Annotated in this window: 16 protein-coding genes; 3 read left to right on the top strand and 13 right to left on the bottom strand. The window is 57.2% G+C overall.

Annotated elements, in window-relative coordinates; genetic code table 11:
* Positions 1–168: 168 nt before the first annotated feature.
* From AAE029_RS23125 to AAE029_RS23090, 8 genes are all read right to left on the bottom strand, one after another.
* Positions 169–603, bottom strand: coding sequence for a DUF2852 domain-containing protein (locus AAE029_RS23125; protein ID WP_371075234.1), 435 nt, complete (start codon positions 601–603; stop codon positions 169–171).
* 153 nt (positions 604–756) lie between these two features.
* Complete coding sequence (locus AAE029_RS23120; RefSeq protein ID WP_371075233.1) at positions 757–2,022, bottom strand: polyhydroxyalkanoate depolymerase; 1,266 nt, start codon at positions 2,020–2,022, stop codon at positions 757–759.
* A gap of 208 nt (positions 2,023–2,230) precedes the next feature.
* Complete coding sequence (locus AAE029_RS23115; RefSeq protein WP_371075232.1) at positions 2,231–3,073, bottom strand: fumarylacetoacetate hydrolase family protein; 843 nt, start codon at positions 3,071–3,073, stop codon at positions 2,231–2,233.
* 457 nt (positions 3,074–3,530) lie between these two features.
* Positions 3,531–5,966: a DNA topoisomerase (ATP-hydrolyzing) subunit B gene (gyrB, locus tag AAE029_RS23110; protein ID WP_371075231.1), complete on the bottom strand. Its 2,436-nt coding sequence runs from the start codon at positions 5,964–5,966 to the stop codon at positions 3,531–3,533.
* 136 nt (positions 5,967–6,102) lie between these two features.
* Complete coding sequence (locus AAE029_RS23105) at positions 6,103–6,480, bottom strand: helix-turn-helix domain-containing protein (RefSeq protein ID WP_371075230.1); 378 nt, start codon at positions 6,478–6,480, stop codon at positions 6,103–6,105.
* The gene (locus tag AAE029_RS23100) at positions 6,477–7,043 is read right to left on the bottom strand and encodes a Smr/MutS family protein (protein WP_371075229.1); all 567 of its coding nucleotides are present in this window, start codon (positions 7,041–7,043) and stop codon (positions 6,477–6,479) included. The genes AAE029_RS23105 and AAE029_RS23100 overlap by 4 nt, the downstream gene beginning before the upstream one ends.
* On the bottom strand, positions 7,043–8,161 hold the full coding sequence (locus tag AAE029_RS23095; RefSeq protein ID WP_371075228.1) for a murein transglycosylase A: 1,119 nt from the start codon (positions 8,159–8,161) through the stop codon (positions 7,043–7,045). The genes AAE029_RS23100 and AAE029_RS23095 overlap by 1 nt, the downstream gene beginning before the upstream one ends.
* The gene (locus AAE029_RS23090; protein ID WP_371075227.1) at positions 8,158–8,862 is read right to left on the bottom strand and encodes a Tim44/TimA family putative adaptor protein; all 705 of its coding nucleotides are present in this window, start codon (positions 8,860–8,862) and stop codon (positions 8,158–8,160) included. The genes AAE029_RS23095 and AAE029_RS23090 overlap by 4 nt, the downstream gene beginning before the upstream one ends.
* Before the next feature lie 158 nt (positions 8,863–9,020).
* Here AAE029_RS23090 and AAE029_RS23085 point away from each other — a divergent pair, with 158 nt between their 5' ends.
* On the top strand, positions 9,021–9,527 hold the full coding sequence (locus AAE029_RS23085) for an FxsA family protein (RefSeq protein WP_371075226.1): 507 nt from the start codon (positions 9,021–9,023) through the stop codon (positions 9,525–9,527).
* Between the two features lie 97 nt (positions 9,528–9,624).
* Positions 9,625–10,107 (top strand): protein-export chaperone SecB, encoded by a 483-nt coding sequence (gene secB / locus AAE029_RS23080; protein ID WP_371075225.1) that lies wholly within the window; start codon positions 9,625–9,627, stop codon positions 10,105–10,107.
* A gap of 51 nt (positions 10,108–10,158) precedes the next feature.
* On the opposite strand, the gene dnaQ is transcribed toward secB, so the two are convergent.
* The 5 genes from dnaQ to AAE029_RS23055 are packed head-to-tail and all read right to left on the bottom strand — an operon-like array spanning position 10,159 to position 13,775.
* Positions 10,159–10,872 carry a DNA polymerase III subunit epsilon gene (gene dnaQ / locus AAE029_RS23075; protein WP_371075224.1) on the bottom strand — a complete coding sequence of 238 codons (714 nt, stop codon included), beginning with the start codon at positions 10,870–10,872 and terminating at the stop codon, positions 10,159–10,161.
* Position 10,873: 1 nt separating this feature from the next.
* Entirely contained in the window at positions 10,874–11,476 is a 603-nt protein-coding gene (gene coaE / locus AAE029_RS23070) for a dephospho-CoA kinase (protein WP_371075223.1), read from the bottom strand.
* Positions 11,473–12,333, bottom strand: coding sequence for a shikimate dehydrogenase (locus AAE029_RS23065; protein ID WP_371075222.1), 861 nt, complete (start codon positions 12,331–12,333; stop codon positions 11,473–11,475). The genes coaE and AAE029_RS23065 overlap by 4 nt, the downstream gene beginning before the upstream one ends.
* Entirely contained in the window at positions 12,326–12,922 is a 597-nt protein-coding gene (locus AAE029_RS23060) for a Maf-like protein (RefSeq protein ID WP_371075221.1), read from the bottom strand. Before AAE029_RS23060 ends, AAE029_RS23065 begins: the two co-directional genes overlap by 8 nt.
* 31 nt (positions 12,923–12,953) lie before the next feature.
* On the bottom strand, positions 12,954–13,775 hold the full coding sequence (locus AAE029_RS23055; protein ID WP_371075220.1) for a pyruvate, water dikinase regulatory protein: 822 nt from the start codon (positions 13,773–13,775) through the stop codon (positions 12,954–12,956).
* Between the two features lie 402 nt (positions 13,776–14,177).
* On the opposite strand from AAE029_RS23055, the gene hemE reads away from it, so the two are divergent.
* Positions 14,178–15,212 carry a uroporphyrinogen decarboxylase gene (hemE, locus tag AAE029_RS23050; RefSeq protein ID WP_371075219.1) on the top strand — a complete coding sequence of 345 codons (1,035 nt, stop codon included), beginning with the start codon at positions 14,178–14,180 and terminating at the stop codon, positions 15,210–15,212.
* Positions 15,213–15,214 lie beyond the last annotated feature (2 nt).

The following is a 15,214-nucleotide window of genomic DNA, read 5'->3' as shown; positions in this document are numbered from 1 at the left end:
ATTCGCTACTGCATGTTTCCTTAAATCGGAGCCGATTTAAGGAAACATGCAGCGATTCAAAGTGCTACAGCGACCTTTGTGCGTCTTAAAAGACGCACGGCGCTGTAGAACTCCGGACAAAGAAAAACCGGCATTGGGCAATGCCGGTTTCGTTGAAGCAAACGCCCGTTACGGCGTCTGGAAGTCGGGAGCCGGACCTTGGTCGTCGCGCTTGCCGTTCTTGCGTTCGCGCATGAAGCGGTCGAACTCCTCCTGATCCTTGGCGCGGCGAAGCTCGCGCATATAGGCATCGAATTCGTCGCGCATCTCATCGAGCTTGCGGCGCTCCTCCTCCAGCCGTTCGAGTTCGGCCTTGCGCCAATCGTCGAAGGCTACGTTGCCCGTGGAGAAATGGGAACGATAGCGGCCATGGGAACGGCGGCAGCCGGCAAACATGCCATCAGTTGCGTGGTTCACATCCCTTTTGAAGCCCCTCAAGCGTTCGCCGAAGAGGATATAGGCTAGCATGGCCAGACCGAGCGGCCAAAAAACCACGAAGCCGAGTATCATCAGGGCAATGGTAGCCGGAGTCCAATCCGGTCGAAGCAATGCTGACTGGTTCATCGTGCAGTACCCTCGCTTTCCGCGCCCGGCCAATTGCCAAAGCGCTGAAAATCAAAGTGGTTACCGCGAGATGGGGCTTCAAGGCATTTGCGTGGCAAATCGGACAAGCCCTTGATTCACCCGCACTAAATCAGCATTCGCTAAATATTTGCTTTAAGCCGATTTTCCGCCTCTGATGACACGCTTCACCACGGAACTGCGCGAGCGCGAATGTTCCTTCGTAAAGGCGACGATGCGTGGTGCGACCTCACGGCGGAAGCGAGAGCCGTTGAAGACGCCATAATGGCCAACATCCGGCTGCAGATAATGCATGCGCATCTGTTCAGGAATATTTGTGCAGATCGTCTGGGCTGCCTTGGTCTGGCCGACACCGGAAATGTCGTCGTTTTCGCCCTCGACCGTCAGAAGTGCGACATTGCGGATCGCTGTCGGATCGACCCTCTTTCCGCGGTGCATCAGCTCGCCCTTGGGCAATGCGTGCTTCATGAACACCTGATCGACTGTCTGCAGGTAAAATTCAGCCGTCAGATCCATGACGGCCAGATACTCGTCGTAGAAATCGCGATGCTTCTCCGGCTCGCCGTCGTTCTTCACGAGATGCATGAAGAAATCCTTGTGGGCAATCATATGCCGGTCGAGGTTCATCGACATGAAACCGGAAAGCTGCAGAAATCCGGGATAGACGGGGCGCATGAAGCCCGGCTGCGGCCAGGGCACGTTCATGATGACGTTGTCGGCAAACCATTCAAGCGGCTTGTTCTTGGCCAGTTGATTGACCGCGGTCGGATTGATGCGCGTGTCGATCGGACCACCCATCAGCGTCATGGAGGAAGGGGACAAAGGATCTCCCGCCGCTTCCATCACGGCCGCGGCGGCGAGGACCGGCACGGCGGGCTGACAGACGGCGACCACATGGGTATCACGACCCAGATGATGCAGCATCTCGATCACGTAATCGATATAGTCTTCAAGATCGAAGGTGCCTTCCGTCATCGGCACCATACGCGCATCGATCCAGTCGGTGATGTAGACGTCGGCGCTTGGCAGCAGAGCCTCCACGGTTCCTCTGAGGAGGGTCGCATAATGTCCCGACATGGGCGCCACGATCAGGATCTTCGGCGAATGATCCGTCAGGCTGCGTTCGAAATGGATGAGATTGCAAAAGGGCTTCGACCAGACGATCTTTTCATGGACCGAAACCGGCCTGTCGTCGACGATCGTCTGCTTCAGGCCGAATTCCGGCTTGCCATAGCGTCGCGTCGTACGCTCGAAGACTTCGAGGCTCGCGGCGACCGTGCGGCCAAAAACAGTATGGGACATGGGATTGAGCGGGTTGGCATAGGCCAGGCGCATCATGTCCGCCGCAGCCCGGAAGGGCGCGAGTGCCGCGTGATTGAGTTCATAGAGTTGATAAAACATCGGAAGCGTCACCTTTCTCAGCAGTATCTAAAAACGCCGCTCCCACCGGACGTATGATCTTTTTCTTTATTGCCACATCATCGAACAAGATTAACATGGTTTTGCTGCACAGCAATATATCATATTGTCCGACAAAGCTTAGATGCCGGAGATCACCTCCGGCATGACAATGCCGTGAAAAGCTTAATGTTCCAAGCAAGCAAGGCCGTTAACGATCCGCTACAAAGCTCTGCTTCTGTACCCCGAGGCCCTCGATGCCAAGTTCGACGACATCGCCATCGTTGAGATAACGCGGTGGCTTCATGCCCATGCCGACACCCGGAGGCGTTCCCGTGGAAATGACATCGCCCGCATGCAGCGACATGAAGTGGCTAAGATAGGAGACCAGGTGCGCCACACCATAGACCATCGTCTTCGTGGAACCATTCTGCCTCGTCTCGCCGTTTACCTTCAGCCACAGGCCGAGGTTCTGCGGATCGGCGACTTCATTCCTGGTGACAAGCCAGGGGCCGATCGGCCCGAAGGTGTCGCAGGACTTGCCCTTCGTCCACTGCCCCGCACGCTCCGTCTGGAAGGAGCGCTCGGAAACGTCATGCGCGACGCAATAGCCGGCGACATAGTCAAGCGCTTCCGATTCACTTACATATTTCGCGGTTTTGCCGATGACGACACCGAGTTCGACTTCCCAATCCGTCTTCTGAGAACCGCGCGGGATCAGCACATTGTCATTCGGCCCGCAGATCGCGGAGGTCGCTTTCATGAAGATGACCGGTTCCGGAGGGACCGTTGCCCCGGTCTCGGCTGCATGATCGGAGTAATTGAGGCCGATGCAGATGAACTTGCCGGTGCCGGCAACGCAGGCCCCGATACGGCCTGGAGCGAGTTCCGGCAGGCTTTTCGGGTCGAGCGCTGCAATTTTTGCCAGACCGCCAGGTGTGATCGCCTCGCCCGAAATATCGGCAACATGAGCGGAGAGATCGCGGATCTTGCCGTCGCTATCCAATAAGGCTGGCTTTTCACGGCCCGGTTCTCCAACACGCATCAACTTCATGGAATCCTCCTTGATTGCTCAATCACCTATGAACGAATTATTCATCCAAGTCATTAATCCATTTGGCTTGGCGGTGCCTTTAGAAGGTTTCGCCAACAGAAGGCCCGAGTGGGACGCTCTTCATCGGATTAAGGGTTTCTGTCGAATAGCCACGCTTGAGCGATCCAAATTTACGGTTTGCGCCACGCCGGAGCAGTCAAGTATGCGGCGCCAAAACGCCTTCAGACTAGGATAGTCTGCAACTGGACGCAGATTGCACTTAAACAGTCCGTCATAGCGGACATCGAAGTGGATGAGCGTGACGAGAGACGGATATCGCTTTCATTCGGCCGATGATCCAACAAGAATATTTGCCGGCTAATTGGGGAGAGGTTGCCTTTACGGCATTTTCAGCGCTAGCAGCTGATTATGGAAATACCGCGCAATGCGCGGTATTTTTTATCCGCAGTCTCTGTCATCAGATATCAAGGTTGGCAACGCTCAGGGCGTTGTCCTGGATGAATTCGCGGCGCGGTTCGACCTCGTCGCCCATCAGGCGGGCAAAAAGACCGTCTGCGTCCGTCGCTTCGCTGACCTTGACCTGCAGCAGTGAACGGACATTCGGATCAAGTGTCGTTTCCCAAAGCTGTTCGGCGTTCATTTCGCCCAGACCCTTGTAGCGTTGCATGGTCAGGCCCTTGCGGCCGCTGGCGAAGATCGCGTCGAGCAGAGCGCGCGGGCCGGAAATTTCCAAGTCACCTTCGCGGCGGGCTAGTGCCGGCGGCGTCTGGTAGATTTCCTTCAGGCGCGATGCCAGCTGATCGATATGGCGCGCATCTGACGAACCGATGAGGGCCATATCAAGCGTCACCACTTCCTTCACGCCTCGAACCATGCGCTCGAGACGGAGACCGCCCTCGCTGGTGAGGCCGCCTTCCCAACCCCTTTCGGTTTCCTCGGCTATGATGTCGAGGCGTCGAGCGACTTCGCTCGCGAGCTCTTGGGCCCTTTCCCGATCGCTCACGAGATCCGCATTCAGCGCGCCCGCGATCGCAGCCTGTTCGACGACGGCGCGGTTATATCGGGAATGCAGATTGTCCAGGAGCGTGCGCAAGCGCAATGCGTCCGTGATAACCTCGCGCAGATCCTCGCCGGCGCGGACTTCTCCGCTGCCGAGCTTCAATGTAGCATCCTCGAGGCCCTGGCTGATCAGATATTCCTCGAGAGCCTTCTCATCCTTCAGATATTGCACTGACTTGCCGCGGGCCACCTTATAGAGCGGCGGCTGTGCGATGTAGAGATTGCCGCGCTCGATGAGCTCAGGCATCTGGCGGAAAAAGAAGGTGAGCAGCAGAGTCCGGATGTGGGCTCCGTCGACATCGGCATCCGTCATGATGATGATCTTGTGGTAGCGCAGCTTGTCGGCATTGAACTCGTCCTTGCCGATGCCGGTGCCCAATGCCGTGATCAGCGTTCCGATTTCCTGGCTGGACAGCATCTTGTCGAAGCGCGCCCGTTCGACATTCAGAATCTTGCCGCGCAGCGGCAGGATCGCCTGGTTCTCACGGGAGCGACCCTGCTTGGCCGAGCCGCCTGCCGAATCACCTTCGACCAGGAAGAGTTCGGATTTGGCCGGATCGCGTTCGGAACAATCGGCAAGCTTGCCGGGCAGCGAGGCGATGTCGAGCGCGCCCTTGCGCCGCGTCAGCTCACGTGCCTTGCGGGCGGCCTCGCGCGCCGCCGCAGCCTCGACCACCTTGCCGACCAGTGTCTTGGCTTCTGACGGATGCTCTTCGAGCCAGGTACTCAAAGCCTCGTTCACCAGGCTTTCGACCACCGGACGGACTTCGGAGGAAACCAGCTTGTCCTTCGTCTGCGAAGAGAATTTGGGATCCGGAACCTTGACAGAAAGAACAGCGGTCAGTCCTTCGCGGCAGTCGTCACCGGTCAACGCCACCTTTTCCTTTTTGGTGATGCCGGACGTGTCGGCGTAGGAGGTGATCTGACGGGTCAAGGCCGCGCGGAAGCCCGCCATATGCGTGCCGCCATCGCGCTGGGGAATATTGTTGGTGAAGCAGAGGACATTTTCATGATAGCTGTCGTTCCACCACATCGCCACTTCGACGGTGATGCCATCCTTTTCGCCCCGAATTGAAACCGGCTTTTCGATGAGCGGCTTTTTGGCGCGGTCGAGATAGGAAACGAAGGCTTCCAGACCGCCGTCATAGATCATCTCTTCCTGCTTGATGTCGGAATGCCGCTTGTCGCACAGAAGAATGCGGACGCCCGAATTCAGGAACGCAAGCTCACGCAGGCGGTGCTCGAGCGTGGCGTAATCGAACTCGGTCATGGTGAAGGTTTCGGTGCTCGGCATGAAGCTGACTTCGGTACCGGTTTCATCGCCGGCATCGCCGGTCACCTTCAACGGCGCGTCGGCAACGCCATGGGTAAAGCTCATTTCATGGATCTTGCCCTGGCGGCGTATCTTGAGCCTCAGCCAGACCGAAAGCGCATTGACCACCGAAACGCCAACCCCATGCAGGCCGCCGGAAACCTTGTAGGAATTCTGGTCGAACTTTCCCCCGGCATGGAGCTGGGTCATGATGACTTCGGCGGCCGAGACGCCCTCGCCGCTGTGAATATCGGTCGGGATACCGCGACCATTGTCTGTTACCGTGACGGATCCGTCGGGATTGAGGGTGACCGTGACGATATCGGCGTGACCCGCGAGCGCTTCGTCGATTGCATTGTCGACCACCTCATAGACCATGTGATGAAGACCGGAGCCGTCATCGGTATCCCCAATGTACATACCGGGGCGCTTGCGCACAGCGTCAAGGCCTTTCAAAACCTTGATGGAGTCTGCGCTGTATTCTGCGCTCACGGCGTTTTCCGTTGCGGATATATTGGTCATATTGTTGAGGTCTTTCCTGAGTTTTCAGAAGTCGCGGAAACCTTGCGAATCACCGGCTATTTCCCATCGGGGAATATAGGGATTTTGACAAAAGTTCCAAATGTCGGGGCCCTAAAATAAGGCATTAAACAGGGGATTATGACGCTTTTCCGTTCGCCTTGTCGGCATTTTTCAGAAGTGTCGACAGCTCGGTAATGACAGTGCTGTCGAGATCGCGAATCCGGTTAGCGAGCAGGTTGGCAAAGGCGGTATATTCCGGCGCCAGCCCTGATGTGTCGACCACGACACGCGGGTCCGACGAGCGAGCCAGAAGAAACAATTCCTCGGCTTCGTCCCATATGATGTTGAAATAGCCGGCAATGCGCTGCAGCAGGTCGAAGCTCGGCAATCCTCGCCGCCCATGTTCCAGCGCAGACAAATAGGCGGGTGAAACGCCGATCGCAGCTGCCATCTGCTTCTGCGATACCCCCTTGCGCGCACGAAGTTTCCGGATTGCTTCGCCAAAAGGGGTCATGATTTCTCCCCCGGCCTCCTGGACAGGCGGATATAGAGCGCGCCCTCGCCGCCATGATGCTGTGCGGCCGGCTCATAGGAGGAAATGAGATAGCGGAACTCGGCTTTCGCAAACCAAAGCGGAACGGCGCGTTTCAAGGCGCCTTCACTGCCGAGCGAGCTTCCCTTTCCGGTGATGACGAGAACATGACGCATGCCCCGCTCATGCGCGCGAATGAGAAAATCGAGGAGAATGGCATGGGCTTCGCTTTGGATAAGGCCATGCAGATCTATTCGCGCCTCCAGCGGCAGCTTGCCACGCGCGATCTTGCGTTTGACCGGCCGCTCCAGCGGATGATGAACGCCGGAAGGCTGTCGCGGCGCTGCAGCGGAAGGAGATGTCCCGGAACTCGCAGAGGCTGATTGATCCTTGGGCGCCTTGACCGCCTCAGCCGCTTCCGCCTCCATGATGTAGTCATCAAGTGCAGTGCGTTCTCCCATCCGTTCCGGCAACGGCCTTATGCTTCGCGCGACCTTGCCCCACAGGATGCGTTCCTCCGGACTGAGCTTGCGGTCCTTCGCCATCAGCCAAACTTCTCCGCAGCCTGATTCGGAAGGAGAAGGTAAAAATCCGCCTCATTGCGGACCGTGCCGGCAAGCTCGCCGGCACTATCGCCGGAACCGGTGAAGATATCACCACGCGCGGGGCCGACGATCGCGGAGCCGGTATCGAGGGCGAGCATCAAACGCTGAAAGGGTTTTCCGCCATCCATATGGGTCAGGCTTTCCGCGCGAATGAAGAAGGGAAATCCAAACGTATGGATGGCCCGGTCGACCGCCAGGGAACGACCGGGGATCAGAGGCACTTTGGCGGCCGCGATCGGGCCGCCATTCGGGCTCTCAACGATGGCCTCGCGGAAGAAGATATAGGATCGATTGTGCCAAAGTATCTCATCGACGCGCTGCGGGTTATCGGCAAGCCACGCGCGAATCGACTGCATCGAAATCTCCGCAGCAGCGATCTCGCCGCGGTCGACCAGAAGTCGGCCGATCGGCGAAAACGGATGCCCGGCCTTGGCCGCATAGGTGATACGGCGGACGCGGCCGTCGCTATAGCGCAATCGCGCCGCCCCTTGCACATGCGCAAAGAAAACATCGACCTTGGACTTAGCCCAGGCAATCTCAAGCCCGCGGCCCTGCAGGTAGCCTTCGTCGATCGCGCGTCTGTCCGGATAGGCGGTGATCACGCCGTTCTCCAGGCGACCGAAGGCATAGGACCGATCAAGTTCGGCGGGACGATCGCCATCGTCGAGATCAATCAGATCGGACGGGCGTCGATAGAAAGGATAGCGAAATTCCGCATCCGGCTCGTCGACCACTTCGATTTCTGGTTCGTAGAAAGCTGTCACGAAGCCGGGAGATCCGTCTTTCCTTCGAATAAGAAAGGGCCGACAGTGTTCCTCGAAGAAGGCACGAGCCTGAGAGGCTGTGGCTGGCCGCAAATAGCGAGCTGCCTCGAGAAGTGGCATGAGATCGGCGGTCGTGAGCCCGAGAGATCCCGTTCGATACGGCTTGGTTTCGACGATGTGCCGATGGCAGGCTTCCATCGTTTCAAAAAGGCTGGAAGGATCGTCATCCTTCCAGCCTTCCAAATCGGCGAAACTGACCGATTGCAGGGTAAAATCCCGTGGACCGTGGCTCATTGTTCCGATTCAGTTGCCACCAGTTTCCAATTCGGATCGCGGGAGCGCGTATCTCGGGCAAAGGTCCAAAGATCATTTACCTCGGCCACGCTCTCGGCATCGCCTTCAATCAATTTATCCGTCTTGTCATAGGTGGCGGAAATCATCTGACTGGCAATGCGGACGGTAATCTGCGCCTCCGTTCCCCTTACCTCGACATTCATGATCTCCGCCTTGTCGATGCCGACGAAAGTGGACTTCACTTTCTCCCCACGCGATTCACGTTCGGAAATAGCCGCATCGAAGCCGTCATAGACCTCTCGCGAGAGAAGATTCTTGAGTGCCTTGCGATCGCCGTCGGCATAAGCCATCACGATCATTTCATAGGCCATACGGGCACCATCCAAGAACTCCTTCGGATTGAAGGAGGGATCGGCCTTATTGAGTTCGCGCAGCGAATCGTTAAGAGGCGTTCCGGGAGGAGCGAAGGCGTCGATCGCCGCAAAGCGATCCTCATCCTCGACCGTGGCGTCGCGCCTCGGCAAAGTAACGACCTTGCCGGCTTCGGTGTTCTCTGGAGTGCCAGTGGCATCCCGCGGCGTGTAGAGATCGCGTGGCGGCTTCTCGTTTCCAGTGCGGCGACCAAGCACGCTGCGAAGCTGAAGAAAAATCAGCACCGCTGCCACAAGGAAAAACAGAGTGATGAAGTCGTTAGAACCCATGCCGTGCCGGAACCGCCGTTAACATTTCTAGTTTCCCTTCCCATATAGTCCGCATATACCAATCATTCAAATAGTGTGGCCAGAACTTTGTAATGCTGCCACAGCGATGGCAGTGCTGACGCAGATACGGTACTGCCGCAGACCGACAGGATGAACTGATGCGCTTTTCGATCGTTCCCCTTTTCATCTTCGCGATGCCGCTCGTTGAGATCGCAGGCTTCATCATTGTCGGCAAGGCGATCGGATTGTGGGCAACGCTGGGTCTTGTCATTCTCTCCATATTTGCCGGGCTCGCTCTTCTGCGCATTCAGGGCATCGGCATCCTGCAGCGCATTTCAGCCGAAAGCCGCAACGGCGGCGTTCCAGGTCGGGATCTCGTTCACGGGGCGATGATCGTGCTGGCGGCCCTACTGTTGCTGCTTCCAGGTTTCGTCTCCGATATTCTTGGCCTGCTGCTGTTCATTCCTGCGGTTCGCGATCTCGCTTGGAAGTATCTGAGCCAGCGGATCATCATCCTAGGATCTGCCGGTCCATTCGCTCGCGGAAACAATGCGCGCCCATCAGGCACGCGCAATGCGCCGGTGGTCGATCTTGACGAAAAGGATTACCACCGCGAGCCCAATCGTAAATCTCCCTGGTCGGATCAAAAGCGCCTGGAAGATTAAGGCTTCGGTCCTTCTGTCGCCGGCAGTGCCGAGGGTTGTAAGCCCTTCCCCGAAGTGTTAGATGGCTGCACCCAATGAAGCCTCTGAGGAAAAGCCAATGGCAAGCGAAACCAGCAACAACGGCGCCACGAGTCCAAGCCTGACAATTCTTGCGCAATACACTAAGGACCTCTCCTTCGAGAACCCCGGTGCGCCTCGTTCCCTCCAGGCTAGAGACAAGGCCCCCGCCATCAATATCAACGTGAACGTCAACGCCAATCCGCTTTCGGAAACCGATTTCGATGTGGTGCTTACGCTCGCTGCGGAAGCCAAGGATGGTGACAAGACGGTCTTCCATGCGGAGCTTGTTTACGGCGGCGTCTTCCGCGTTGCCGGGTTCCCGCAGGAACACATGCTGCCTGTGCTCTTCATCGAATGCCCGCGCATGCTCTTTCCGTTCGCGCGCCAGATCATTGCCGATGTCACCCGCAATGGCGGCTTCCCGCCGCTGATGATCGATCCGATCGATTTTGCACAGATGTTCGCTCAGCGCGTCGCCGAAGAACAGGCACGTGCCAAGGTTCAGGCTGTTCCGAACTAAGCACCGTTCACTTGAGAGGAATGGAGATGCCCGGGACCCACCCGGGCATTTTTAATTGGGGCTGCCATATTTGGCCCAGATGCCTTTTTCACCGAGCTTTGCGACAAGAGCGCCATGCGCCCGCTTTTCGGCTTCCGTCAGGCGCTCGGCCAGCGGCCGCGGCCGCGCCAGGCTCGCGACAATCACCTCTTCCGCCATCTCGACAACGTTGTCGACGGTTTGCGACCCGGCGATGCTAAGACCGAGAGCCGCCTGCCGTCCTCCGATCATCTCGATATAGACCTCCGCCAGAAGCTCGGAGTCGAGAAGCGCGCCGTGTCTGGTGCGATGGGAATTGTCGATGCCATAGCGGCGGCAAAGGGCATCGAGCGAATTCGGTCCCATCGGGTGCTTTCGACGCGCGAGTGCCAGCGTATCGATCACCAATTCCGGCAGGATCGGCGGTCGACCCAACCGAGCGAATTCGGCATTGATAAAGCCCATATCGAAGGTGGCGTTGTGGGCGATCCACTTGGCGTCGCCGAAGAAATCGAGGATTTCATCGACGTGATTGGCGAAAAGAAACTTGTCCTTCAGGAATTCGTCGGTGATACCGTGGACGGCAAGCGCATCCGGATGGACGTTGCGGTCGCCGGGATTGAAGTAGATGTGGATCGTCCGGCCCGTTGGGAAATGATTGAAAAGTTCGACTCCGCCAATTTCGATGACCCGGTCGAGGCGTGCATCGAGGCCCGTCGTTTCCGTGTCAAAGATGATCTCACGCATTTCAATCGTTTCCTTCCGCGATCTGGTCGCGCAGTTTCGCAACGATATTCTCGACCTGAGCGCGCGCCGATTCGATCCCGTGGCCAGTGTCGATGATGTAATCCGCCCTTGCCCGCTTTTCCGCATCCGGAGTCTGGCGGGCAAGAATCATCTTGAATTTTTCCTCGGTCATCCCCGGTCGTGCAAGTACCCGTTCCCTTTGAATCTGTGGATCGCAGGTGACAACGACGACGGAATCGACCCGATCGGTCGCGCCCGTTTCGAAGAGCAGCGGGATATCAAGGAGAACGATGTCGGAGCCCGATCTCTGTTCTTTTTCGAGAAATTCCCATTCGCGCTTTCGCACCAGGGGGTGGACGATGGTTTCCAACCTTTTGAAGCTGGCCGGTTCGGCCGCAAGTTGACGGGAAAGTTCCTGTCTGTCGACGACACCGTCCTTTATCGCGCCTGGAAAGGCTCTTTCGATCAGCGGTACCGCCTCACTCTGATAGAGATCATGAACCACGGCGTCCGAATCGTTCACTGGTATGCCAGCCTCGGCAAAGAGCTTTGCAGTTGTCGACTTTCCCATGCCAATCGAGCCGGTGAGACCAATGCGGATCATCGATGCTGTTCCATATCCGCGATGATGAGAGCTCTGAGATTTTCGTCAACCACCGGCCGCCGGCCGAACCATTTTTGAAAACCGGGCACGGCCTGGTGCAGCAGCATGCCCAACCCGTCGACAGTCGCAAACCCTTGCTCTTCGGCCTGTGCCAGCAACGGCGTCTTTAGCGGAATATAGACGATATCGGTTACGACCGCATTTTCGGCCAGGGGAGAAAAATCGATCGCCGGCGCGGCTTCGCCATCCATGCCCAAGGATGTCGTATTCACAAAGAGTCCTGACCCCTTCATGACCTCATTCAATGCATCCATAGGATGGCCATGCACCTTGGGACCGAAGCGAGCCGCCAGTTCCTTCGCACGATCGAGGGTACGATTGACAACATGAATTTCCGTAAAGCCGCGATCACGAATAGCCTGGATCACGGCCCTGCTCGCACCTCCGGCTCCAAGAATCACCGCTTTGCCTGTTCTATCCCAGCCCGGGTGGCGTTCATCAAGATTGGCAAGGAAGCCATAGCCGTCGGTATTGGTCGCGTGCAGCAGACCGCCTTCGAGCCATAGCGTATTTGATGCACCCAATTCGGCCGAAAGCGCATCCGGCTTATCGGCCAGCCGGAAGGCGAGTTCCTTGTGCGGTATGGTCACATTGCCCCCGACGAATCCGGAGGAACCATCCTTTAGCGATTGGATGAAGAGGGGAAAATCCTCGGGCGTCACCGGATGAGCGCGATAGCTGCCTTCGATGCCGAAGCTTTTCAGCCAATAGCCATGGATCAAGGGCGAGCGGGAGTGCTTGACGGGGTACCCGGTGACAAACGCATTCGGTGCGAATGTTTCACGTGAATCACGCATCGATCATCCCCAGGTCGCGAAGCTTTGCAAGCAGGGGCAACATCGGCAGGCCGACGATCGTGAAATAGTCTCCGTCGATTGCCGAAAACAATTGGATGCCTTCGCCTTCGAGTTGATAGGCACCGACGCTGCCGAGAACCTTATCGCCGACACGATGCAAATAAAGGTGAATGAAGTCGTCCGACAATTCACGCATCGTCAGTTCCGCGTGCGACAAATGCTCCCACAGGACAACGCCATCTTTTGCAAGAGCGATGGCGCTGTTCAGCCGATGGGTTTTTCCCGACAGGATGCGGAGATGATTTTCGGCATCCGACATATCCTTGGGCTTATGAAAGACCAATTGGTTCAGAGACATGGTCTGATCCGAGCCGATCACCAAAGCACCCGGACAGCGCTCGCTGACCTCACGCGCCTTTGCTTTTGCCAGAATCAAAGCGACGGCATCCGGTGCCGCACCTTCCTTTTCCAGAGGCGCCTCGATTGCGCGCTCATCGATGCGGGCGGCGACCGCTTCAAATGCAAGACCCGCGTTTTCCATCAGCATGCGCCGGAAGGGACTTGAAGAGGCAAGAACTAGTGGCTGCATTGGAGAATCCGTTGAGATGCCCGGACTGCGATTATCTCAGCTTCGGCCGCAGGGCAACAATTGCGGCGGCTGTTTCTTCGATCGAGCGGCGTGTGACGTCGATGATGGGCCAGTTGTGCCGAGCGCAGAGAGTACGCGCATACTTCAACTCCTCCGAAATGGCTGCACGATCCGTATAATCTCCTCGAGTGAATCCTGATGCTGCGCCCAGCACACGGTTCTCGCGTATCTGCCAGATCCGGTCGGTTGTCGCGACCAGCCCCACGATGAGCGGCTTGGTTGCCCGAAAAAGGCTTTCAGGCAATGGTACACCGTGAACGATCGGAATGTTGGCGGTCTTGATGCCGCGATTGGCAAGATAGATGCTCGTCGGGGTCTTCGACGTGCGGCTGATGCCGATGATGACCACCTCCGCGGCATCATAGTCTTCAGGCATCTGGCCGTCATCGTGATCCATCGTGAAATTAAGGGCCTCGATACGGGCAAAATATTCAGCATTCATCACATGTTGGGCGCCGACACGGCGGCGCGATGGCGCGCCGAGATAGGCCTGGAACACATTCATGACAGGCTCCAGGACATTGACGCAGGGTATGCCCATTTCCCGGCAACGGGCATCAATCAAATCCGCAAGTTCGCGGTCGACAACCGTATAGAGGACAATGCCGGGCTCGTCATCGATTGCCTGAAGGACCGGCAGGAGCTGCTTCCGCGTACGGATCAGCGGGTAGACGTGTTCGATCGGCTGGCTCGAGCGAAACTGCGCCGACACGGCTCGTCCCGCGGAAATGAGAGTTTCCCCGGTCGAATCGGAGATGAGATGCAGATGAAAGAAGTTTGTCCGGTTCTCCACGCTATTTTCCATCACCTGTTGATAAGCCGGGATGGTGCAGAGGTAAGAGCGGAGGCAAGGACAAGGCAAGGGAAAAAGTGGCCGCTTATCCACATTCGCAATTTGCCGAACCAATGCTTATTGCGGCTGTGCATAACAGGGGTTCATTCGTCTATTCCAAATTTATGCACAGGATTTCCACCGTAATGCCGCAACCCGCATTATCCGTAAGCTATTGATATTTTTGGATGAATCTTCTTCATCTGCATAATTTTCCGAAGCTGCCCGTTTTTTTCTCGACCAAGCCTGGCAAGGCGCGACTAAAGGAAGGGGCAGTGGATGAATTTTAATCCTTGATAGAAACCGACTCTAAGAAATAGAAACCTTTTAAAATATCTTTGGTTTTATGCAGGGAAGACGGGATTGAGCGAGATACGCCGAAAGATCATGAGGGTTCTCGACGGAGAAACGATCATCCCGCCACCACTCTGGCTGATGAGGCAGGCGGGTCGATATCTTCCGGAATATCGACAAACGCGCTCGAAGGTCGCGAGCTTTCTTGAACTCTGTTACACGCCGGATCATGCTGTTGAGGTGACGTTGCAGCCGATCCGGCGGTATGGCTTTGATGCCGCCATCCTATTTTCCGACATCCTGGTCATCCCTGACGCTCTCGGACGCAACGTTCGGTTCGTGGAGGGTCATGGGCCGGAGATGGACGTGATCGACGAAAGCGGGATCCGTAGGCTCAGCGGGACGGGAGTACTTGATCATCTGAAGCCGGTGTTCGAGACAGTGCGACGTCTTCGCGTCGAGCTGCCAAGCGAGACGACATTGCTTGGCTTCTGCGGTGCGCCATGGACGGTCGCAACCTATATGATTGCCGGCCAGGGCACGCCGGATCAGGCCCCTGCCCGCCTCTTTGCCTATAAGCATCCCGAGGCCTTCGAGCAGCTTCTGATGTTTCTCGCTGAGATCTCTGCCGACTACCTAGTGGCGCAGATCGACGCTGGGGCGGACGCACTGCAGATATTCGATTCATGGGCCGGCGTGCTTGGCGAAAGGGAATTCGAAGCCTTCGCGATCAAGCCGGTTGCGCGGATGATTGCGTCGGTGAAGTCGAGGCGGCCACAGGCGAGGATCATCGCTTTTGCCAAGGGCGCCGGATATCTGTTGAAGGATTACCGGCGGCAGACCGAGGCGGACGCGATCGGGCTCGACTGGTCGGTGCCGCTGCGTTTTGCCGCAGAGCTGCAAAAGGAAGGGCCGGTGCAAGGCAATCTCGATCCGATGCGCGTCGTCGCCGGCGGAAAATCGCTCGACAGCGGTATCGACGATATTTTGCAGCATCTTGGAAGTGGCCCGCTGATATTCAATCTCGGACACGGCATCACCCCGCAAGCGGATCCGGATCATGTAAGAGCGCTGGTTGAGCGCGTTCGTGGCTGGAGAGGATGAAA

The organism is Sinorhizobium sp. CB7 (genome assembly GCF_041357635.1).
Classification (GTDB): domain Bacteria; phylum Pseudomonadota; class Alphaproteobacteria; order Rhizobiales; family Rhizobiaceae; genus Rhizobium.
This window is presented reverse-complemented; position numbering and strand designations above follow the sequence as displayed.

Excerpts from the sequence above, each read along its gene's own strand:
- AAE029_RS23115 (WP_371075232.1), bottom strand. The coding sequence starts at position 3,073 with ATGAAGTTGATGCGTGTTGGAGAACCGGGCCGTGAAAAGCCAGCCTTA.
- AAE029_RS23105 (WP_371075230.1), bottom strand. The coding sequence starts at position 6,480 with ATGACCCCTTTTGGCGAAGCAATCCGGAAACTTCGTGCGCGCAAGGGG.
- AAE029_RS23120 (WP_371075233.1), bottom strand. The coding sequence starts at position 2,022 with ATGTTTTATCAACTCTATGAACTCAATCACGCGGCACTCGCGCCCTTC.
- AAE029_RS23060 (WP_371075221.1), bottom strand. The coding sequence starts at position 12,922 with ATGCAGCCACTAGTTCTTGCCTCTTCAAGTCCCTTCCGGCGCATGCTG.
- AAE029_RS23065 (WP_371075222.1), bottom strand. The coding sequence starts at position 12,333 with ATGCGTGATTCACGTGAAACATTCGCACCGAATGCGTTTGTCACCGGG.
- secB (WP_371075225.1), top strand. The coding sequence starts at position 9,625 with ATGGCAAGCGAAACCAGCAACAACGGCGCCACGAGTCCAAGCCTGACA.
- AAE029_RS23125 (WP_371075234.1), bottom strand. The coding sequence starts at position 603 with ATGAACCAGTCAGCATTGCTTCGACCGGATTGGACTCCGGCTACCATT.
- AAE029_RS23090 (WP_371075227.1), bottom strand. The coding sequence starts at position 8,862 with ATGGGTTCTAACGACTTCATCACTCTGTTTTTCCTTGTGGCAGCGGTG.
- gyrB (WP_371075231.1), bottom strand. The coding sequence starts at position 5,966 with ATGACCAATATATCCGCAACGGAAAACGCCGTGAGCGCAGAATACAGC.
- coaE (WP_371075223.1), bottom strand. The coding sequence starts at position 11,476 with ATGATCCGCATTGGTCTCACCGGCTCGATTGGCATGGGAAAGTCGACA.
- dnaQ (WP_371075224.1), bottom strand. The coding sequence starts at position 10,872 with ATGCGTGAGATCATCTTTGACACGGAAACGACGGGCCTCGATGCACGC.
- AAE029_RS23095 (WP_371075228.1), bottom strand. The coding sequence starts at position 8,161 with ATGAGCCACGGTCCACGGGATTTTACCCTGCAATCGGTCAGTTTCGCC.
- AAE029_RS23100 (WP_371075229.1), bottom strand. The coding sequence starts at position 7,043 with ATGGCGAAGGACCGCAAGCTCAGTCCGGAGGAACGCATCCTGTGGGGC.
- AAE029_RS23085 (WP_371075226.1), top strand. The coding sequence starts at position 9,021 with ATGCGCTTTTCGATCGTTCCCCTTTTCATCTTCGCGATGCCGCTCGTT.